We start from the raw sequence: 18,021 nt of genomic DNA on the forward strand, positions 1-18,021 counted from the left end.
CTCACGCTCCGACCCAGTCCTGCGGCGCGACCGGGGGCACCTGCTCCCGCTCCATCAACCCGCGCCGCCGGATCCGGTTGAGGACGTACACGTTGCCCAGGTGCATCACGCCGAGCACCAGCAGCACCACGCCGAGCTTGGTCGACAGGGCCTCGAAGATCTGGCGGGTGTCCTCGATGGTCTCGTCGCCGCTCAGGTAGAGGGCGACGAAGCCGAGGTTCACGAGGTAGAAGCCGACCACCAGGAGGTGGTTGACGGCTTCGGCGAGCTTCTCGTTCCCCTGCAGCACGTCGGCGAGGAAGATTCGTCCGTTGCGGCTGAGCGTGCGGGCCACCCAGATCGTCAGCGCGATGCTGACCAGCAGGTATATGACGTAGGCGATGACCGTGCGGTCCATGCCCCACCTCTTCTTGAACGCGTTCAAAACGCTGACAGGGATGACTGTAGACCTGTTTTTGAACGCGTTCAAGCCGGAAGGGCGTCAGGGGCGGCGGCCCAGCTCCGGACGCTTGCTGTAGTCGGTGAATCCGATGACGTTCCCCCACGGGTCGGCGATCTCGACGGTCCAGCCGGTGGCCACGGAGAAGGGCTCGTCCAGGGGTGCGATGCCCGCCGCTGTGAGCGCGCGGGCCGCCGCCCGCGCGTCGGTCACCTCGATCCACAGGCGGGGTGAGGGCCACGGCGGTGGCCGATGCCCCAGCCCCTCCTCCTGCCGCAGCAGGATCCCGGGCGTCTCGCCCCCGACCTTCAGCAGCGCGATCCCGGCCTCGTCGAACCGGAAGCCCACCGCGAACCCGGCGCGCTCGAAGAAGTCGACCGCCGTGCCGAGGTCCCCGACGGGCAGCAGGACGTTGTCGAATCCGAGCAGTTCGTACGACTGGTCATCTGACATACCGTCAGAATAGGTGGGGAGGCGGCCGGAATCGGTGATTCAGTGGTGCGGACGCGAGTGAGCCCCGTCCCGGTGCGAAACCGGGGACGGGGCCCACATCACCGTAGAAGAACGGTGAGCCGTACGGGAGCGGAGATCAGAAGCGGCGCGTGATGAGCGCTCGCTTCACCTCCTGGATCGCCTTCGTGACCTCGATGCCGCGCGGGCAGGCGTCCGTGCAGTTGAAGGTCGTGCGGCAGCGCCACACGCCGTCGCGGTCGTTGAGGATCTCCAGGCGCTGCTCGCCGGCCTCGTCGCGCGAGTCGAAGATGAAGCGGTGCGCGTTGACGATGGCGGCCGGGCCGAAGTACTGGCCGTCGTTCCAGAACACCGGGCACGAGGACGTGCAGGCGGCGCAGAGGATGCACTTCGTCGTGTCGTCGAAGCGCTCGCGGTCCTCGGCCGTCTGCAGACGCTCACGCGTCGGCTCGTTCGTGTCCTTCGTGATGAGGAAGGGCATGACGTCGCGGTACGCCTGGAAGAACGGGTCCATGTCGACGACCAGGTCCTTCAGGACCGTCAGGCCCTTGATGGGCTCGACCGTGATCGGCTTCGCGGGGTTGAGGTCCTTGATGAGGGTCTTGCAGGCAAGACGGTTCTTGCCGTTGATCCTCATCGCGTCCGAGCCGCAGATGCCGTGCGCGCAGGAGCGGCGGAAGGTCAGCGTGCCGTCGATGTCCCACTTGATCTTGTGGAGCGCGTCGAGGACGCGCTCCTTGGGGTCGATCTCCAGCTGGAAGTCTTCCCAGGTGGCCTCCGCCGAGACCTCGGAGTTGAAGCGGCGGACGCGAACGGTGACCGTGATGTACGGGGAGTCGGCGAAACCGGGCTCGGGCTCGCCGGCCGCGTCCGCCTTGTCCAGAACGGGGGTTGCCATCAGTACTTACGCTCCATCGGCTGGTAGCGGGTCTGGACGACCGGCTTGTAGTCGAGACGGATGGACTCGGTGCCGTCGTCGCCCACCTCGCGGTACGCCATGGTGTGGCGCATGAAGTTGACGTCGTCGCGGTTCGGGTAGTCCTCGCGGTAGTGACCGCCGCGGGACTCCTTGCGGGCCAGGGCCGACACCGCCATGACCTCGGCCAGGTCGAGTAGGTTGCCCAGCTCGACGGCCTCCAGCAGGTCGGTGTTGAACCGCTTGCCCTTGTCCTGGATCGCGACGTTCTTGTAGCGCTCGCGCAGCTCGGCGATCTTCTCGACCGCGGTCTTGATCGTCTGCTCGGTGCGGAACACCATGACGTTCGCGTCCATGGTCTCCTGCAGCTCGCGGCGCAGGACCGCCACGCGCTCGGTGCCCGTGGAGGAGCGCAGCGCCTCCACCTGGCCGACCACCAGCTCCGCCGGGTTCTCCGGGAGCTCGACGAAGTCCGCCTTCTGGCTGTACTCCGCCGCGGCGATGCCGGCCCGGCGGCCGAACACGTTGATGTCCAGGAGGGAGTTCGTGCCCAGACGGTTCGCGCCGTGCACCGAGACACAGGCGACCTCGCCGGCCGCGTACAGGCCCGGGACGACCGTCGTGTTGTCCGTGAGGACCTCACCCTCGACGTTCGTCGGGATGCCGCCCATGGCGTAGTGCGCGGTGGGCTGGATCGGGATCGGGTCCGTGTACGGCTCGATACCGAGGTAGGTGCGCGCGAACTCCGTGATGTCCGGGAGCTTGGCGTCCAGCTGCTCCGGCGGGAGGTGCGTGAGGTCGAGGTAGACGTGGTCGCCCTCGGGACCGCAGCCGCGGCCCTCACGGATCTCCGTGTAGATCGACCTCGACACCACGTCTCGCGACGCGAGGTCCTTCATCACCGGCGCGTACTTCTCCATGAAGCGCTCGCCGTCCTTGTTGCGGAGGATGCCGCCCTCACCACGGGCGCCCTCCGTCAGCAGGATGCCCATGCGCCAGATGCCGGTCGGGTGGAACTGGAAGAACTCCATGTCCTCCAGCGGCAGTCCGCGACGGTAGACGGCGGCCTGGCCGTCACCGGTCAGCGTGTGCGCGTTCGACGTCACCTTGAAGAACTTGCCGCAGCCGCCGGACGCGTAGATCACGGCCTTCGCCTGGAAGACATGGATCTCGCCGGTCGCCAGCTCGTACGCCACGACACCGGCCGAGCGCTTCACGCCGTCGACCTCGGTGATCAGCTGGTCGAGGACGTAGAACTCGTTGTAGAACTCCACGCCCTCCTTGACGCAGTTCTGGTACAGCGTCTGGAGGATCATGTGGCCGGTGCGGTCGGCCGCGTAGCAGGAGCGGCGTACGGGGGCCTCACCGTGGTTACGGCTGTGACCGCCGAAGCGGCGCTGGTCGATCGTCCCGTCGGGCGTCCGGTTGAACGGCAGGCCCATCTTCTCCAGGTCGAGGACCGAGTCGATGGCCTCCTTCGCCAGGATCTCGGCGGCGTCCTGGTCGACCAGGTAGTCACCGCCCTTGATCGTGTCGAAGGTGTGCCACTCCCAGTTGTCCTCCTCCACGTTGGCCAGCGCGGCGGCCATGCCGCCCTGCGCGGCGCCCGTGTGGGAGCGGGTGGGGTAGAGCTTGGTCAGCACGGCGGTGCGGCTGCGCTTCGTCGACTCGATGGCGGCGCGCATGCCCGCGCCACCGGCGCCGACGATGACGGTGTCGTACTTGTGGATCTTCATGATTCTCGCAGCCCCGTGCCTAGCGGATGTTCGGGTCGAAGGTGAAGATCACCAGCGTGCCCAGCAGGATGGTGAACACCGTGGCGGTGTAGAGCAGGCCCTTGAGCCACAGCCGGGTGTTCGCGCGCTCCGCGTAGTCGTTGATGACCGTGCGCAGGCCGTTGGCGCCGTGCAGCATCGCGAGCCACAGCATCAGCAGGTCCCAGACCTGCCAGAAGGGGCTCGCCCAGCGGCCGGCCACGAAGGCGAAGCCGATCTTCGACACGCCGCCGTCCAGTACGAGCTGGATCAGCAGGTGCCCCAGGACCAGGACGACCAGCACGATGCCGGACAGGCGCATGAACAGCCAGGCGGCCATCTCGAAGTTGCCCCGGGTGGACTTCGGGGACTTCTTGGTGCGCTTGCGCGGGGCCTCGATGAGGGGCGCCGGGTTGTCGACGTCGTAGAGGGACTCGCCCTCGACGGGGCCGACGCCGGACGCGGTGGATTCAGTGGTGGCCATCGGTGTCAGCTCCCGAACAGTTCACGAGCGGCGTGACCGAGGACGGGGTAGATCGCCCCGAGCATCAGCACGACCCACAGGCCTACGACGGACCAGAGCATCTGCTTCTGGTAGCGCGGGCCCTTCGACCAGAAGTCGACGGCGATGACGCGCAGGCCGTTCAGTGCGTGGAAGAGGATGGCGGCGACGAGGCCGTACTCCAGCACAGCAACGATCGGGGTCTTGTACGTGGCTACGACCTTGTCGTAGTCCTCGGGGGAGACACGGACGAGAGCGGTGTCCAGCACGTGAACGAACAGGAAGAAGAAGATGAGGACGCCGGTGACTCGATGAGCCACCCAGGACCACATTCCTTCCCGGCCGCGGTACAGCGTTCCAGCCGGCACGGAAGTCCCTCCGGGAGCGGGGATTGGGGCCGCGCCGGCTTGTGCTGTCGGTCGGGCCCGGCCGGGTACGGTCCACCGGCCCCCAGCATGCTATCTGTGTGGCGCCTCGGCGCTTACGGGGGGCCTACCGGTGTGATCAAAGTGGCACGCGGATGGGCGAGCGTTGCGGCTTCTGGGGCGGGATGGCCTGTTATCTGCCGGGGGCGGGTTCGTCGCGGCGGGTCGCGCCCAAGCGCCGGAGCCGTGAATCGTCACAGCCCCGCGCCCCTGAGGAGGCGCAGCAGGCGCCCTCTTGCCAGGCGCCGTAGTTCTTCCGCAGCCACCACGCGTTCTTCCTCCGGGTCGTTCGTCAATCGTGACCGGATGCCTGCCAGGACGTGGTCCAGGGTCTCGGCCGCGTCGAGGCCGTCCGGGCAGATGACGAAGGCGTGTCCGAACTTTGCCTCGTATGCTGCATGTGCGGCACTCATTGCCGTATGTGCAGCTGAATACGTTCCCTCCGGCAATGTCGGCAATGTCTCGCCGGCCAGGGCTTCCGCCAGGTCGGCGGGGGAGAGGTCGTAGGCCGCTTCGTCGGAGGCGGCGAGTAGGGACTCGAGGTCCGGGTAGGGGCGGTGTTCCGCCACCCGGTGGGACCAGCAGAGGCTGCGGAGGCAGGTCAGAAGGAGGCGCTGTGCTTCGTCTGCGGGCGCGGTGTTGAACTCCCCCAGTCCGTTCGTGGACGGTGGAGTGCGGATCTGCTCGGGCAGCGCCGGTATTGCGGCGACTCGGCCAGGAAGGTGTGTGGGCGTCACGTGTGTTTCGGCAGAGGATGCTGTGAGAGGTGTGGCCTCACGTTATCGAGTGTGGGCGTGACGTGTCCGACGGATGCCCGAATTTCACCCGCAGGGGAGGGTTTCGGAACGCGTGGTGGACGCGCCGCGCCGTCCATGGGCCATAGGTTGGCGCTGTGAGTCAGCACAGGCGTCGGCTTCCGGCGCAGAACCCGAAGCGCAGGCGGATGATCGTCGCGGGCGTGTCCGCGGGGACGGTCGCGCTCGGGATCGGCCTGGGTTTCTGGGCCTCGGGCGACGACAGCGGCCCGGCGGGATCGGCGCAGCGGCAGCAGCCCTCCGTCGACCGGTCCGCCGCCGCGCCCGAGGTCTCGCCCAGCCGGACTCCGAAGCCGAGCCGGTCGTACGCCCTTTCGAAGGCTCCCCGCACCATCCCCGCCGTGCGCTCCCACACCGCGGCGCGCGGGCCGGGCTGGCGTGCGGTGCGCGGTGAGCGCGTGGTCGTGAACGACGCCGATCTGGCCGACGAGGGCCGTCTGATCGCCGGTGAGCTGGGGCTGAGTTACGCGGGCGAGAAGGACGACGTGCGCGCCGGGGACGTACGGCTGGCGCTGAACGACGACGAGGGCGCGGACCCGGAGTCGTACGCGATGACCGTGCGCGGTGGGCGTGTCGTCATCAGCGGGCCGAGCGACGCGGGTGTCTTCTACGGCACGCGCACGCTCAAGCAGGAGGTGCACCGCGGCGGCACGGCGCCCGAGGGGGTCGTGAAGGACGAGCCCGCCAAACCGGTGCGCGGGTTCATGCTGGACATCGCGCGCAAGCCCTTCACCGCGGCCTGGATCGAGGACCGGGTGCGGGAGCTCGGGGACCTGAAGTTCAACGAGCTGGGACTGCACTTCTCCGACGACCAGGGGTTTCGGATCGCGTCCGACACGCATCCCGAGATCGTCTCGCAGCAGCATCTGACGAAGGCCGAGGTCAAGAAGATCGTCGACCTCGCCGCGAGCCGGCACATCACGGTGGTGCCCGAGATCGACTCCCCCGGGCATCTGGGCGCCGTCATCGCGGCGCACCCCGATCTGCAGTTGCGCAACGCGCAGGGGGTGGCGGCGAAGGGAGCCGTCGACATCTCCAAGCCGGGCGCCGCCGGCATCGTCGACGACCTGCTGAACGAGTACGCCGGTCTGTTCCCCGGCAGCAAGTGGAACCTCGGCGGGGACGAGTACCAGGCGCTGATGGTGTCCAATCCGGCGGCCTCCTATCCGCAGCTGGCCTCGGCCGCCAAGGACGCGTACGGGGCCGGCGGGACCGTCGCCGACCTCACCACAGCGTGGCTGAACGACCGCGCCGACACGATGCGGGCCCACGACCGGACGATGCGGGTGTGGAACGACGGCTTCTTCCGGGGCACGTCCGTGCAGCCCGCCAAGGACCTTCAGGTCGGGTACTGGACCGGCAAGGAGATCGGGGCGCGGCCGCCGGTGGAGTACCTGAGCGCCGGGCGCAAGATCATCAACTACAACGACGAGTTCCTGTACTACGTCCTGGGCCAGCCGAACAACTTCGTCTACCCGACCGGGCAGCGGATCTACGAGCAGTGGACCCCGCTCGTCGTGCGCGGCACCCAGGCGGTGCCGGCGAGGTACGACGGGCAGATCCTCGGCGGGACCTTCGCGGTCTGGTGCGACCTCGCGGGGTCGCAGACGCAGGACCAGGTCGCGGCCGGGATCCGGATGCCGTTGCGGGCGACGGTCCAGAAGCTGTGGGATCCAAGGCGCCCGGCGCTGTCCTGGGCGCAGTTCAAGGCGCTGGCCGGCCGGCTGGGCTGAGCGCGACCGGGGCGCCGAGGTACAGGGGCGCGAGGCGTCTTGGTGCGTACGGCTGCGAACAGGCGTACGGCTGTGGTGTATTCGGCTGGCCGGAGCCGACAGAGCTGTGGGGGCCAGGGATGGGCTACTGGGGGTATTTGGTCGTGGGCCGCAGTGAGCGGCCGCTCGCGGAGCTCGACGCGCTGGCCGGGGCCACGGGCATGGAGCTGCGGGCCGAGGCGCCCGGCGGCTGGCAGGTGTGGGAGTACGCGAGCGGGGACGGCGAGGTCGGGAACATGAACGTCCTCGCCCGGGAGACCGGCGCGCCCGCGCTCTTCGGATACGTCATGGACAGCGCCTCGGTCGTCGTGGAGGCGGCGGCCCCCGAGAGCGGGGCGTGGACGACGTGCCTGGCGCGGGCCGCGATGGCCGGGTACCTCGGCGCCGGGAACGAGGGGCTCACGATCGAGGACTACTTCCTCCAGCCCGGTGACGCCGCCGGCCGGGCCGTCGCCTGGGCCGCCGAGGCGGGGCACGACGTCGACGTCGAGCCGCTGCTCGACGTGCTGACCGCCGACGCCGATCCACCCCCGCTCTCGAATTCGCTGGAGCGGGGGGACTCCCTGGCCGAAAACCTCTTCTTCCGCCTGCTGGACCGGCTGGGCGTGGTGCCGCTGTGACACTCCCGGGCCGTCGCACGCAGTAAGGGGAAGTGCGGGCTCCGTAAGGGAAGAGCCCTGCTGGGCCTCGTGGAGGACCCCGCAGAAGGAGGCGTGGATGAGCCTGGTGGAACTGATCGCTCAGGCCGACGAACGCGGACTGGCCGCCAGCGGGCTGGCTTGTTTGGATCGCTGCGTGCCCCTGCTGGGCGGCGACGACGAGATTCTGCGGCCCCTCTGGGCCAGCCTCGCGGACGCCGACGACGCCGGTGACGCCGGCGGCTGGGGCGAGCGCCTTGAGCACGCGCGCGGGAAGCTCGGCGGCCTTGAGGAGCCCGGCGAGAGCGAGGCCGCACTGCTGGCCCGCCGGATGCTGGCCGCCGCGCCCGCCGACCGGTGCGCCGCCCAGGTGCGGGTGTGGGCCGACGCCTGCTCCGTCGCCGCGCTGCAGATACACCGGCTGCTCGATCCGCTCGCCGACCGGGCGTCCTCGGTCGACTCCCGCCGGGAGGGGCGTACGCAGGGAATGTCGCCGCTCGTGGCCGCGGAGCTGCGGCGGCAGGTCACCGTGCTGGAGCTCCTCGCCGGCCACGGCGCGGCCGGAGTGCGCCGGGCGCTGGAGGTGTCGACCGAGGGGCGCCGGGTGCTGCGGGCGGTCGTCTCGCGTCGGGCCCGGCGGGCGTGACACGGTGCCGTGCGGCTGCGGCTGCGGCTGCGGGTTCTCGGTGCGTAGGTCGGTCAGTGCGCTGGGCCAGTGCCGTAGATCAGTGCAGTAGGCACTTCACCACCGCGTCGCCGTACTCGGCCGTGCGCGTGTAGAAGGCCGTCATGTCCCGGTGGGTCGCTGCGAACAGGGCGTTCAGTTGCGGCTCGGCGTCGGGGCCGCCGTAGGCGCGGAGAAGCGGCTCCCTGGCCGACTGCCACAGGGTCTCGAAGTCGGCCGCTTCGAGGAACGCCGCGACCCGGGCCGTCTGGGCCGCGGTCAGGATCAGGAACGGTGGCTCGTCCGGGTGGGGGTGGGGCACCGGGCGGCCGCCGAGGACCACGTCGGCGCCCGCGTAGAGGGTGTTCTGGTCGAGGTAGCTCCTGTCCAGCATCTCCTCCCGGTGCCGGTCGATTCGTCGGCGCACGCTGTCCCAGTCGTCCTCGAACAGCCGTTGCAGCCAGTTCGCGCTGTTGCGCAGGGCCGAGGGCGGCACCGCGCGGAGATGGAAGTACGGGCTCATCAGTGAAAGGAGCGCACGGCAGGGGCGAAGCGTCACTCCCGGGCGGAACGCGCACCTGCGGGAGTCCTGTGACAGTCCTGGGGTGGAGGTGGGGCGGTCCTGCGCCGGTCTGGGGAACCCCCCGGAAATCGCGTGACGAACGGCGCGCCGACCCCGCTCCTGGGTAGGTGACTACCTTCCACGAGACCAGGCCGAACGCGGCGACCAAGCCCGTTCGGTGGGCCGCGGACGCCGTCGCGGCGATGCGTGAGGGGGCGCGGCTGCGCCTCGACTACTCGGCGCAGAGCCTGTGGCGCGTCGACCGGATGATCGAGGGGATACGGCGCGAGGAGGCGCCGTACGCCGCCGTGGAGAGCGTGTTGCGCGGATTCGGGGCCTACGCCGGTGAAGTGATCGTCCGTCAGGCCGGTGCCGAGTGGTGGGCGACCGGTGGCGACCACTGGATCCGCACCCCGGACGGGCGGATGTGGGACCCCCTCGACGAGGCCCGGCGCTGCTTCGCCGGCGACGGGTCCCTGCGACTGCTGTGCCGGGACGCGACGGACGGCGTCCGAGGGTGACGGCGGCGGCAAAATCGCCGTAATAAGAGACGCTGGCGTTCCCAAATGGTGGGGCCCGGAGGGAGCATGGAGGCGACCTCGGGACGGTCCGACTCGGGAGGCTCCATGGCCGACAACCGCCGTTGGTGGACGCTGGTCGTCATCGCGCTCGCCCAGCTGATGGTCGTTCTCGACATGACCATCGTGAACATCGCCCTGCCGTCCGCCCAGGCCGACCTGAACATGTCGGACGGGAACCGGCAGTGGGTCATCACCGCCTACACCCTCGCCTTCGGTGGGCTGTTGCTGCTCGGCGGCCGGGTCGCCGACCTCGTCGGACGCCGGACGACCTTCATGATCGGGCTGCTCGGCTTCGCCGCCGCGTCCGCGCTCGGCGGGGCCGCTGCGGGACAGGGGATGCTCTTCGGGGCCAGGGCCCTGCAGGGTGTCTTCGCCGCACTGCTCGCGCCCTCCGCGCTGTCCCTGCTCACGACGACGTTCACCGATCCGAAGGACCGGGCGAAGGCCTTCGGGGTGTTCGGGGCGATCGTCGGAGCGGGCGCGGCGATCGGGCTGCTCGCGGGCGGCCTGCTCACCCAGTACCTGGACTGGCGCTGGTGCCTGTACGTCAACGTACCGGTCGCCCTGGTCGCGTTCGCCGGCGCGTCGGCGCTGCTCACCTCCGGGGAACGGCACCCCGACGCCCGTCTCGACGTGCCGGGCGCACTGCTCGGCTCGGCCGGGATGCTGTCACTGGTGTACGGCTTCTCCGAGGCGGAGTCGAGGGGTTGGGGCGACGGCCTGGTGGTGACCCTGCTGGTCGCCGGGGTCGTCCTGCTCGCCGCGTTCGCGCTGTGGCAGACCCGGGCGCGGGTGCCGCTCCTGCCGATGTCCGTGATCAAGGACCGGCAGCGCGTCGGCGCCTTCCTGACCACGCTGTTCGTCACCGTCCGGATGTTCGGCGTCTTCCTCTTCCTGACGTACTACCTGCAGGGCGTCCTCGGGTGGTCCCCGCTGAAGACCGGCCTCGCGTATCTGCCGATGACGGCCGCGATGATCGTCGGGTCGACGCAGATCGCGGCGCGGCTGCTGGGCAGGGTGCCGCCGCGGTTCCTGATCGTGCCGGGGCTGCTCGTGGCCGCGGGCGGTCTCGCGGTCATCGCGCAGGTCGGCGTGGAGCCGGCGTACGCCTCGCACGTGCTGCCCGGCATGCTGATGCTGGGCCTCGGCATGAGTACGGCGATGATGACCTCCATCTCGCTGGCCACCGGAAGTGTCGCGCCGCGTGACTCGGGCGCGGCCTCGGCGACCTTCAACACGGCCCAGCAGGTGGGCGGTTCGATCGGTACGGCCCTGCTGAACACGATCGCCGCGAGCGTCACCGCAACCTATCTGACCGCGCACGCGGGTCCCGGCGTCGACCGGCGGCGGCTGGCGGCCGAGGCGACGGTGCACGGCTTCAACGTGGCCACCTACTGGGCGCTGGGCGCGCTGCTGCTGGCCGCGCTGATCGCGGGCGTGGTCATCAACGCGCACCGGGTGCCCACTCCGCAGGCCGCGCAGGAGCGGACACCCGAACCGGTGGACACGGCCATGTGAGGCGTCGGGCTCCGGCCGACGTCACCGACTGCTCCCACGCCACCCCCGACACGACGTACGCACGTATCGCACGTACCGCCTGTGACATTTCCGTGATCCCTGGCGCTGAGGAGCGTGAAGGCACGAACTGTACGAACCACACGGACGACGAGGACAGGGTTGGGCCAGGCACGGGAACCCCGCCGCCGTATGCAGGCGTACGACGGGGAGCTGGGGGCGGCCGTCGCGCGGGCCCAGGAGGGCGACGAGGCAGCCTTCGCGGTCGCGTACCGCATCGTGCAGCCCGGTCTGCTCGGCTATCTCCGCGGGATCGTCGGCGACGACGCCGAGGACGTGGCGTCCGACGCCTGGCTGGAGATCGCCCGTGACCTCGGACGCTTCCAGGGCGACGGGGCGGGCTTCCGCGGCTGGACCGCGACCATCGCCCGGCACCGCGCCCTGGACCACCTGCGCCGGCAGAAGGTACGCCCCCGGTCCTCGGCGCTCGAACAGGACGTACTGGACCTGCCCGGCCCGCACAGCACCCACGACCAGGCCCTGGAGGCGCTCTCCACCGAGCGCGCCCTGGAACTGGTCCGCACCCTGCCGCGCGACCAGGCCGAGGCCGTGCTGCTGCGCGTCGTCGTCGGCCTCGACGGCCCCACCGCGGCCCGGGTCCTCGGCAAGCGCCCCGGCGCGGTGCGCACGGCCGCACACCGGGGGCTGAAGCGCCTCGCGGCCCGGCTCGGCGCCGCAGGTGTGACGAATGAGGATCCCCGGACGCTGGGGGAGTCGAAATGAACGTCAACGACGGCAGGAGCGACGACGGCCGACTGCCGGACACGGATGGATACGGACATGGGTGACCGGCAGAGTGACGGCAGTGCCCCCGGCCGGCGGCACGTCCACCCGGGCGGGACTCTCCCGGCCCCCGGGGAGGTGCCGGCGGGCCCGGTGCTGGAGAGCCGGCTCGCCGACGCGCTGCGTTCGGGCGTACTGGACGCCGACGCCGAGCAGCGGGCGGTGGCCGCGTTCCGGGCCGCCCGGGACATCGGGGCGCACCGTGCGCGGACCCGCCGCCGGGACGACTGGCGCCCGCGCGAGCAGGGCCGGGCCCGCCGCTCGCTGCGGGCCACCCTCACGCTGTCCCTGGCCGGACTGACCCTGGGCGGAGTGGCGTACGCGGCGATCGGCACCTTCGGCGGCTCGTCGGACGACGGGCACGTGGCGCGGCAGCGGGCGCACGCGCCGGTCGTCCCGTCCACGACCGTCCCCCACGCCCCCGTCGCGCCGTCCACGCCGGACCGCCCGGACACGGCCAAGGACACCGAGGCCCACTGCCGGGCGTACGAGAAGGCCAAGGGGCATGGCAAGGCCATGGAGTCGACGGCCTGGCAGCGGCTGATCGCGGCCGCGGGCGGCGAGGAGCACGTCACCGCCTACTGCACCGAGCAGTTGGGACAGGCGACGGCCGAAAAGACACCGGCAACAGCGGCGAAGCCGAAGAAGCCGAACCAGCCCGGGAAGCTGAAGAAGCCCGAGCAGGCGACGAAGCCCGGGGAGCCGACGAAGCCCGGGGAGCCGACGAAAGCGGAGAAGGCGGAGAAGGTCGACTAGGGGTCGACCAGGGGGCAAGCGGCCTTCGGGCCCAGCTGTTCGCCGCGCTGGCGTGCGCCGCGCTGGCGTGCGCCGCGCTGGCGTGCCTCGCGCCGCCGTGTGCCACCGAGGCGACGGCCGGAGCCGCCACTCCCGGCCCGGCAGAAGCGTGAAGGGCCTTTGAACCGGTGACACGGTCGCGCCGAGGTTCCGGCGGTCGACCGCCACGCGCCCGGCGGGGCGTCCGTCGAGTCGGTGACCGCGGAGTTGTTCACTCCCGCGATGCGGGTTGATGATCAACTCGCTTCCTCGAAGAATCCTTTGTGCCCGTCGGTCGCCTCCCGGCTGCCCGCCGCAGCGCCGTGACAGCACGTCAGCGCTCCCGGCAACCGTCGACCCGCACCTCCTCGGAGCGGAGCGCGGGTGACTTCCCGGAGATCACCACAGGTGGCCTCGTCACAGAAACAGGACGTTTCCAGCACCGGAGTACCTCATGCCGTGCGATTTCCGATCTCGGGGTTCCCTCGCCTGCGCCGACTCACTGTCGATCGCCGTCGTCAGCCGCAACGGAACCAGACCTCCTCTGGCCACCGGGATCGAGTGTCGCCCGATTCGCCACCCTCATGAAATCGGGGTACGTGATCAGGTGTTGCTTTTCCAGGGATCAGGCATGGCCGAGGAAGTGAGACGCTTTTCGGCCGGGTCGAGAGGCCGGGTTCTTCCCGCGGTCGTGTTAGCACCTGAGCTTGACTGGGGTGACGTGTCCAGGGCGCTGAGCCATGGAGCCCTCAGCTATCTGCTGGAGAACGAGTACGCCTGCCTGGTGACGGAAGCGCTCTTCTGCGCTTCCGTCGGCGCCAGCATCCTCGATCCTGAGATCGCCGCCGAGCAGCTCAGAATCGCCCGCAGTTCAAGGGGCGGCCCGAATCACTGCGGGTGTACGGAAAGGGAAGCCCGCAGGACGCCCAACCGGCCGAATTTACTCACTGGCCGAGAACGTCAGGTCATGGATCTGCTCGCCTCCGGGGCGGCAGTCAGAGACATCGCCAAGAACCTGTTCCTGACGGAGAAGACGGTTCGAAACTATCTCGGTCGCATTTACGCGAAGATGGATGTCCACAGTCAGGCGGAGGCGATAGTGCGCTGGTTGGGTCACTTGCAGCCCCCGATTTCGGGGGAGGGCTGTCCGCGACGGTCGGAGCGCACGCCTCATGTCCTGGTGGGCGGGCGATGCCCGTAAGGCGCACCGCCCGGTGGACGCGATCCGCGTCGCGACCACCGGGTGCCTCCCGTTGCCGGAGAGCGTGAAAAGCCTCAGTTCACGTTCCACGCCTGGGAGAGGTTGTCCGGCGCGACCTGGCTGAACGAGGCGGCGGAGTTCCAGTCGCCACAGCCGGGCTTCCGGTACATGTCGAAGTGGACGCGGTCACCGCTGTTCACCGAGAACGTGGCGAACAGGGTGGTACCGCGAGAGGCGGGGAAGCAGTCGGAGGTGCTGTTCGTCAGGTCGGTGATGGCCACGGAGGTCGCGTCGGCCGATATGAGGTTGCCGTTGACGACGACGCGCGAAGCGGTTGCCGCGGATGCCGGCGAGGCGGCGATGGCGAGGGCCAGCAGCGCCGCAGCGCCGGTGGCGGAAGCGGCGGCAACCATGCGGCTCGGGGTTTTGAGAGAGCGCATCAGCAATCCAATCTACGAGTGGGTATATCCCGTTCAAGCCCCGTTTTTGCCGGAGACCGGGAACGCGGTGGTCCTGTCGCGCGACGCAGTGCGATCAGGCGGTGCGCGGAATTCCGGCCCGCCCGAGTGGCCACGGGCCGTCGTCCGCGCGAAGAAACAACCGCGTTGTTCATGGATTATGAGGAGAAGAAAGAAGGCGTTGATAGAGTCATCTGCCTCTAAACGCGATCTTGCATTGTCCGGCCGCGGGGAACAGGCCAGCCGTGAGCGGCGGGGCCTCGGAACCGGGCCTCTCCTGGCCCTGTACTCCCTGCACGGCTTCTATCCGGACCTGGTCGACCTGGCCGACCGCCGTGACGACCTGCTCCTGGTCGATCTGCCCACCCTCTACGGCAGCTGACACCAAGAGCGGCCGGTCTTCTGACCAGGCGAGTGCGAGTGCCTGCAGTTGGGCCGCGCGGGGGCCTGACCTTTGGCCGCATCGGTCCCTGATGCCCGGCATCATCACAGGTCAGACCGGTAAACCGCGGAGACGGCCGGAGCCGCCACCCCCCACAGGAGAGGCCCCGACCGTCGCGCGGTACGGGCCGCGCGGCGGCCCGTACTCTCTACAGCGCCATGAGTGCGGTTTCTGTCACACCCAGGTACATCGCTTCCCGTCACAAGGTGGTTGCAGATTGTGCGGACATGGACGAGCAGCGGTTTCAGGTCGTAACGTGCCTTTCGCGCCGGGCGCCGAAGACGCTTGACCAACGCAACGATCGGCGGCCTCGACGCCGCGACCATCGAACGAGGAACCACGGGTGCTGGGGGACGACGCGGAGCTGACCGCCGCGGTGCTTGCGGCACAGGACGGGGACGAGACCGCGTTCCGGGCTGTGTACCGGGCGGTGCATCCACGCCTGCTCGGGTATGTCCGGACTCTGGTCGGCGACCCGGACGCCGAGGACGTGGCGTCCGAGGCGTGGCTGCAGATCGCCCGTGACCTGGAACGGTTCAGCGGCGACGCCGACCGCTTCCGCGGCTGGGCCGCCCGGATAGCCCGTAACCGCGCGCTGGACCACATACGCATGCGCGGCCGCCGCCCCGCGATCGGCGGCGACGAGACGGAGCTGACCGGGAAGGCCGCCGAGTCCGACACCGCGGGCGAGGCCATCGAGTCCCTGGCCACGGACGACACGCTCTCCCTGATCGCCCGGCTGCCGCAGGACCAGGCCGAGGCCGTCGTGCTGAGGGTGGTCGTGGGCCTCGACGCCAAGACCGCCGCAGAGACGCTCGGCAAACGCCCCGGTGCCGTGCGTACGGCCGCGCACCGCGGTCTGAAGCGCCTGGCCGAACTGCTCGGCGAGGATCCGGAATCGACCGGTGGCCTGGACGGGCTGCCGCCCCAGAGAGACCCGCACGACCGCGCGGTGACGTCCGCGAGTGTGACGCATATGCGTCCGCGGACGCAGAAGGACATGTGATGGCCGACGAGCAGCACAGGTGGCTGGACCGAGAAACAGCGGAGCTCTTGCTGCGCGGACAGTCACTGGAAGCAGTCGATGCCGCCGCCCGCGACCAGGCCGAACGCCTCGCCAAAACCCTCGACGGCCTGACCGTCGCGCCCCCGCTGAGCAGCGCCGAACTCCCCGGCGAGGCCGCCGCGCTGGCCGCCTTCCGTGCCGCGCGGTCCGACGCGAGCGCCGAGCGGGCGGCGGTCCGTCACTCCGGCAGCAGCCAGGACTCCGATGCCGGGCTCATCCGTATCGGTGGCCCCGCCGCGGGCGCCCGGCCCTCCCGCCGGGGCCGGTCCGCGCGCTTCGGGCTGACCGCCGTACTGGCGGCCGGCATGGTCGGCGGAGTCGCGTTCGCGGCGTCAACCGGAGTGCTCCCGACACCGTTCGGCCACGACCGGCCCAGCTCCGGCACCTCGGTCCCGGCCGGCGCGGGCGCGGACCGCCCGCTCCTGTCGCCCTCGCCGGACAGCGCCCTGGGCGAGCCCACCCCTGACGACTCCGGCGGCGGCTCCACCGACCCGGCGACCCCGCGCGGCTCGGCCGGTGGCGGCACCTCCGCCGAGCCCGGCTCCGGCGACCGCAGCGGACACGTCGGCGGCTGGTGGCTCGGAGTCCCGTCGGCCTGCCGTGACGTGAGCCACGGCAAGGAACTGAGCGGCGACCGCATGCGGGCCCTGGAGGACGCGGCGGGTGGTACCAACCCGAGACGCGTCTGGAAGTACTGCAAGAACGTCCTCGGTGTCACCGAGGGCAAGGCCTACCGGGGCAGGAACCAGGACCGGGACGGCCAGGGCGACATCGGCGGCCGGGGCGGACACGTCCACCTGAACGGCCAGGGCGGCGGCCAGGGTGATCAGGGAGATCAGGGTGATCGGGGCGGTGACGGCGACGGCCATCACATAGACCCCGGCGTGAACGGTGGGAACGGCGGCACCGGCGTGCCGTCCGCCTCCCCTTCGCCCCTCGTGCCGAGGCAACTGGTGCCGAGGCGGCTGGCGCCCACGCGCGGCCCGTCTCCGAGCCCGACGTACAGCACGCTCTGACCTGCGGTTTTGTGGCGCGGGATGCTTTTTGCGCCCCGCCAGTAACGTTTTCGGCCGCGTCCGCGCAGTACTGAGTGAGCCGACTGGTCATCGGCCGTCGCACAGAGCCGGGGTTCCCCCCGTACCTACGGCTCGTGCACCTCGGCGCGGGCGGGACACGTTCCCCCGGTCCCGCCCGCGCCCCATACCTCTCCCGTCCTCTCCCGCTTCCGGGACGTCACCAGTGCACGACGACCTTGTCGCCGTTCCTCACCTGCGCGTACAGATCGGCGACGGCCGCCTCGTCCCGGACGTTGACGCAGCCGTGCGAGGCGCCGCCGTACCCGCGGGCCGCGAAGTCGTAGGAGAAGTGCACGGCCTGGCCGCCGCTGAAGAACATCGCGTAGGGCATGGACGAGTCGTAGAGCGTCGACCAGTGGTGGCGGGACTTCCAGTACACGTGGAACACGCCGTCGCGGGTCGGCGTGCCCGTCGCGCCGAAGCGGACCGACATCGTCGACACCGTCCGCCCGTCGATCATCCAGCGCAGGGTCCGGGTCGTCTTGTCGATGCACAGCACCCGCCCGGTCAGACACCGCGGGTCGGGTGCGCCGGCGGGTTGGCCGCCCATCAGATACCGCTCCCACTTGCCCGGTTCGTGTGTCATCTTCAGCAGCCGCTGCCAGGTGACGGTGTCCGTCTCCCCGGTCCTCGGCAGCCCGCGCTTGCCCTGGAACCCCTTGACGGCCTTCTCCGTCAGGTCGTCGTACGTCCCGGTCGGCCCGTCGAAGAGCCAGTCTGCCTGGCGCAGCCGGGCCTGGAGTTCGCGTACGTGATCGCCGCTGTCGCCCGGGGACCACAGGACGGCGGGCCCGGCCTTCGAGGGCGAGGAGCTCGGCTTGTCGTCGGCCTCGGTGCCGGGGGGTTTGCTGCCCGGCAGCTCGATGTGCACCGGCGAGTGGCCCTTGCCGTCCGCGCCCTGCACGGTGCAGCCGCACACGGCGGCCAGAGCCGTGAGCGCGGCGGTGGCGGCGATCGATCTCCCCATGCCCGTCATACGCACCGAGACCCCCTCGTTCTCACCGGCGTACCCGCGTGTCACCTGAGATGCTCCCCGCGGATGACTGGTTGCGAACGGCGGGGCATTGTTGTCAGCGTGCCCGAGTAGTCGGCCGGCGGGAGGCATCA

Annotated in this window: 21 protein-coding genes; 11 read left to right on the forward strand and 10 right to left on the reverse strand. The window is 70.3% G+C overall.

Annotation, left to right across the window (positions count from 1 at the left end; translation table 11 throughout):
- Window position 1: 1 nt before the first annotated feature.
- The 7 genes from ACYUED_RS27920 to ACYUED_RS27950 all read right to left on the reverse strand — a co-directional run bounded on the left by ACYUED_RS27920 (window position 2) and on the right by ACYUED_RS27950 (window position 5,244).
- Complete coding sequence (locus ACYUED_RS27920; protein WP_491286192.1) at window positions 2-397, reverse strand: hypothetical protein; 396 nt, start codon at window positions 395-397, stop codon at window positions 2-4.
- Window positions 398-481: 84 nt separating this feature from the next.
- A complete protein-coding gene (locus ACYUED_RS27925; protein ID WP_491286194.1) occupies window positions 482-892 on the reverse strand; it encodes a VOC family protein in 411 nt (136 codons plus the stop codon).
- Between the two features lie 136 nt (window positions 893-1,028).
- Window positions 1,029-1,808 carry a succinate dehydrogenase iron-sulfur subunit gene (locus ACYUED_RS27930; protein ID WP_491286196.1) on the reverse strand — a complete coding sequence of 260 codons (780 nt, stop codon included), beginning with the start codon at window positions 1,806-1,808 and terminating at the stop codon, window positions 1,029-1,031.
- The gene (gene sdhA, locus ACYUED_RS27935) at window positions 1,808-3,562 is read right to left on the reverse strand and encodes a succinate dehydrogenase flavoprotein subunit (RefSeq protein ID WP_491286198.1); all 1,755 of its coding nucleotides are present in this window, start codon (window positions 3,560-3,562) and stop codon (window positions 1,808-1,810) included. Before sdhA ends, ACYUED_RS27930 begins: the two co-directional genes overlap by 1 nt.
- 19 nt (window positions 3,563-3,581) lie before the next feature.
- Complete coding sequence (locus tag ACYUED_RS27940) at window positions 3,582-4,064, reverse strand: succinate dehydrogenase hydrophobic membrane anchor subunit (RefSeq protein ID WP_266520027.1); 483 nt, start codon at window positions 4,062-4,064, stop codon at window positions 3,582-3,584.
- Between the two features lie 5 nt (window positions 4,065-4,069).
- Window positions 4,070-4,450 (reverse strand): succinate dehydrogenase, cytochrome b556 subunit, encoded by a 381-nt coding sequence (sdhC, locus tag ACYUED_RS27945; protein ID WP_037884595.1) that lies wholly within the window; start codon window positions 4,448-4,450, stop codon window positions 4,070-4,072.
- A gap of 251 nt (window positions 4,451-4,701) precedes the next feature.
- On the reverse strand, window positions 4,702-5,244 hold the full coding sequence (locus ACYUED_RS27950) for a 2-oxo-4-hydroxy-4-carboxy-5-ureidoimidazoline decarboxylase (RefSeq protein ID WP_491286202.1): 543 nt from the start codon (window positions 5,242-5,244) through the stop codon (window positions 4,702-4,704).
- Window positions 5,245-5,450: 206 nt separating this feature from the next.
- Here ACYUED_RS27950 and ACYUED_RS27955 point away from each other — a divergent pair, with 206 nt between their 5' ends.
- The 3 genes from ACYUED_RS27955 to ACYUED_RS27965 all read left to right on the forward strand — a co-directional run bounded on the left by ACYUED_RS27955 (window position 5,451) and on the right by ACYUED_RS27965 (window position 8,378).
- Complete coding sequence (locus ACYUED_RS27955; RefSeq protein WP_491294463.1) at window positions 5,451-7,055, forward strand: beta-N-acetylhexosaminidase; 1,605 nt, start codon at window positions 5,451-5,453, stop codon at window positions 7,053-7,055.
- A gap of 119 nt (window positions 7,056-7,174) precedes the next feature.
- A complete protein-coding gene (locus ACYUED_RS27960) occupies window positions 7,175-7,714 on the forward strand; it encodes a hypothetical protein (protein ID WP_491286204.1) in 540 nt (179 codons plus the stop codon).
- Window positions 7,715-7,811: 97 nt separating this feature from the next.
- The gene (locus ACYUED_RS27965; protein ID WP_491286205.1) at window positions 7,812-8,378 is read left to right on the forward strand and encodes a hypothetical protein; all 567 of its coding nucleotides are present in this window, start codon (window positions 7,812-7,814) and stop codon (window positions 8,376-8,378) included.
- Between the two features lie 79 nt (window positions 8,379-8,457).
- Here the strand turns inward: ACYUED_RS27965 and ACYUED_RS27970 are convergent, their stop codons facing one another.
- Entirely contained in the window at window positions 8,458-8,919 is a 462-nt protein-coding gene (locus tag ACYUED_RS27970; RefSeq protein ID WP_491286207.1) for a DUF1877 family protein, read from the reverse strand.
- A gap of 167 nt (window positions 8,920-9,086) precedes the next feature.
- Here ACYUED_RS27970 and ACYUED_RS27975 point away from each other — a divergent pair, with 167 nt between their 5' ends.
- The 5 genes from ACYUED_RS27975 to ACYUED_RS27995 all read left to right on the forward strand — a co-directional run bounded on the left by ACYUED_RS27975 (window position 9,087) and on the right by ACYUED_RS27995 (window position 13,872).
- Window positions 9,087-9,479, forward strand: coding sequence for a hypothetical protein (locus ACYUED_RS27975; protein WP_491286209.1), 393 nt, complete (start codon window positions 9,087-9,089; stop codon window positions 9,477-9,479).
- Between the two features lie 105 nt (window positions 9,480-9,584).
- Window positions 9,585-11,057 (forward strand): MFS transporter, encoded by a 1,473-nt coding sequence (locus ACYUED_RS27980; RefSeq protein WP_491286211.1) that lies wholly within the window; start codon window positions 9,585-9,587, stop codon window positions 11,055-11,057.
- Window positions 11,058-11,216: 159 nt separating this feature from the next.
- A complete protein-coding gene (locus ACYUED_RS27985) occupies window positions 11,217-11,837 on the forward strand; it encodes an RNA polymerase sigma factor (protein ID WP_491286213.1) in 621 nt (206 codons plus the stop codon).
- A gap of 57 nt (window positions 11,838-11,894) precedes the next feature.
- Window positions 11,895-12,653 (forward strand): hypothetical protein, encoded by a 759-nt coding sequence (locus ACYUED_RS27990; RefSeq protein WP_491286215.1) that lies wholly within the window; start codon window positions 11,895-11,897, stop codon window positions 12,651-12,653.
- 649 nt (window positions 12,654-13,302) lie between these two features.
- A complete protein-coding gene (locus ACYUED_RS27995; RefSeq protein WP_491286217.1) occupies window positions 13,303-13,872 on the forward strand; it encodes a response regulator transcription factor in 570 nt (189 codons plus the stop codon).
- 74 nt (window positions 13,873-13,946) lie between these two features.
- Here ACYUED_RS27995 and ACYUED_RS28000 read toward each other — a convergent pair whose 3' ends face one another.
- Entirely contained in the window at window positions 13,947-14,285 is a 339-nt protein-coding gene (locus tag ACYUED_RS28000; protein ID WP_491286219.1) for a hypothetical protein, read from the reverse strand.
- A 262-nt stretch (window positions 14,286-14,547) separates the two neighbouring features.
- Here ACYUED_RS28000 and ACYUED_RS28005 point away from each other — a divergent pair, with 262 nt between their 5' ends.
- From ACYUED_RS28005 to ACYUED_RS28015, 3 genes are all read left to right on the forward strand, one after another.
- On the forward strand, window positions 14,548-14,712 hold the full coding sequence (locus ACYUED_RS28005; RefSeq protein WP_491294838.1) for a hypothetical protein: 165 nt from the start codon (window positions 14,548-14,550) through the stop codon (window positions 14,710-14,712).
- Window positions 14,713-15,115: 403 nt separating this feature from the next.
- Window positions 15,116-15,778, forward strand: coding sequence for an RNA polymerase sigma factor (locus tag ACYUED_RS28010; RefSeq protein ID WP_266589520.1), 663 nt, complete (start codon window positions 15,116-15,118; stop codon window positions 15,776-15,778).
- Window positions 15,778-16,854, forward strand: a complete 1,077-nt coding sequence (locus ACYUED_RS28015; RefSeq protein ID WP_491286221.1) for a coiled-coil domain-containing protein — start codon at window positions 15,778-15,780, stop codon at window positions 16,852-16,854. The genes ACYUED_RS28010 and ACYUED_RS28015 overlap by 1 nt, the downstream gene beginning before the upstream one ends.
- A 217-nt stretch (window positions 16,855-17,071) precedes the next feature.
- Here the strand turns inward: ACYUED_RS28015 and ACYUED_RS28020 are convergent, their stop codons facing one another.
- Window positions 17,072-17,881, reverse strand: coding sequence for a L,D-transpeptidase family protein (locus tag ACYUED_RS28020; RefSeq protein WP_491294465.1), 810 nt, complete (start codon window positions 17,879-17,881; stop codon window positions 17,072-17,074).
- Between the last annotated feature and the right edge of the window lie 140 nt (window positions 17,882-18,021).

The sequence above is a fragment of the Streptomyces sp. DF42 genome (genome assembly GCF_058267695.1).

Bases quoted from the DNA above. Each gene is read 5' to 3' on its own strand.
- ACYUED_RS27980 (WP_491286211.1), top strand. From the start codon at position 9,585: ATGGCCGACAACCGCCGTTGGTGGACGCTGGTCGTCATCGCGCTCGCC.
- ACYUED_RS27920 (WP_491286192.1), bottom strand. From the start codon at position 397: ATGGACCGCACGGTCATCGCCTACGTCATATACCTGCTGGTCAGCATC.
- sdhA (WP_491286198.1), bottom strand. From the start codon at position 3,562: ATGAAGATCCACAAGTACGACACCGTCATCGTCGGCGCCGGTGGCGCG.
- ACYUED_RS27925 (WP_491286194.1), bottom strand. From the start codon at position 892: ATGTCAGATGACCAGTCGTACGAACTGCTCGGATTCGACAACGTCCTG.
- ACYUED_RS27960 (WP_491286204.1), top strand. From the start codon at position 7,175: ATGGGCTACTGGGGGTATTTGGTCGTGGGCCGCAGTGAGCGGCCGCTC.
- ACYUED_RS27955 (WP_491294463.1), top strand. From the start codon at position 5,451: ATGATCGTCGCGGGCGTGTCCGCGGGGACGGTCGCGCTCGGGATCGGC.
- ACYUED_RS27940 (WP_266520027.1), bottom strand. From the start codon at position 4,064: ATGGCCACCACTGAATCCACCGCGTCCGGCGTCGGCCCCGTCGAGGGC.
- ACYUED_RS27930 (WP_491286196.1), bottom strand. From the start codon at position 1,808: ATGGCAACCCCCGTTCTGGACAAGGCGGACGCGGCCGGCGAGCCCGAG.
- ACYUED_RS27970 (WP_491286207.1), bottom strand. From the start codon at position 8,919: ATGAGCCCGTACTTCCATCTCCGCGCGGTGCCGCCCTCGGCCCTGCGC.
- ACYUED_RS27995 (WP_491286217.1), top strand. From the start codon at position 13,303: ATGGCCGAGGAAGTGAGACGCTTTTCGGCCGGGTCGAGAGGCCGGGTT.
- ACYUED_RS27990 (WP_491286215.1), top strand. From the start codon at position 11,895: ATGGGTGACCGGCAGAGTGACGGCAGTGCCCCCGGCCGGCGGCACGTC.
- ACYUED_RS28000 (WP_491286219.1), bottom strand. From the start codon at position 14,285: ATGGTTGCCGCCGCTTCCGCCACCGGCGCTGCGGCGCTGCTGGCCCTC.
- ACYUED_RS28020 (WP_491294465.1), bottom strand. From the start codon at position 17,881: ATGGGGAGATCGATCGCCGCCACCGCCGCGCTCACGGCTCTGGCCGCC.
- ACYUED_RS27965 (WP_491286205.1), top strand. From the start codon at position 7,812: ATGAGCCTGGTGGAACTGATCGCTCAGGCCGACGAACGCGGACTGGCC.
- ACYUED_RS28015 (WP_491286221.1), top strand. From the start codon at position 15,778: ATGGCCGACGAGCAGCACAGGTGGCTGGACCGAGAAACAGCGGAGCTC.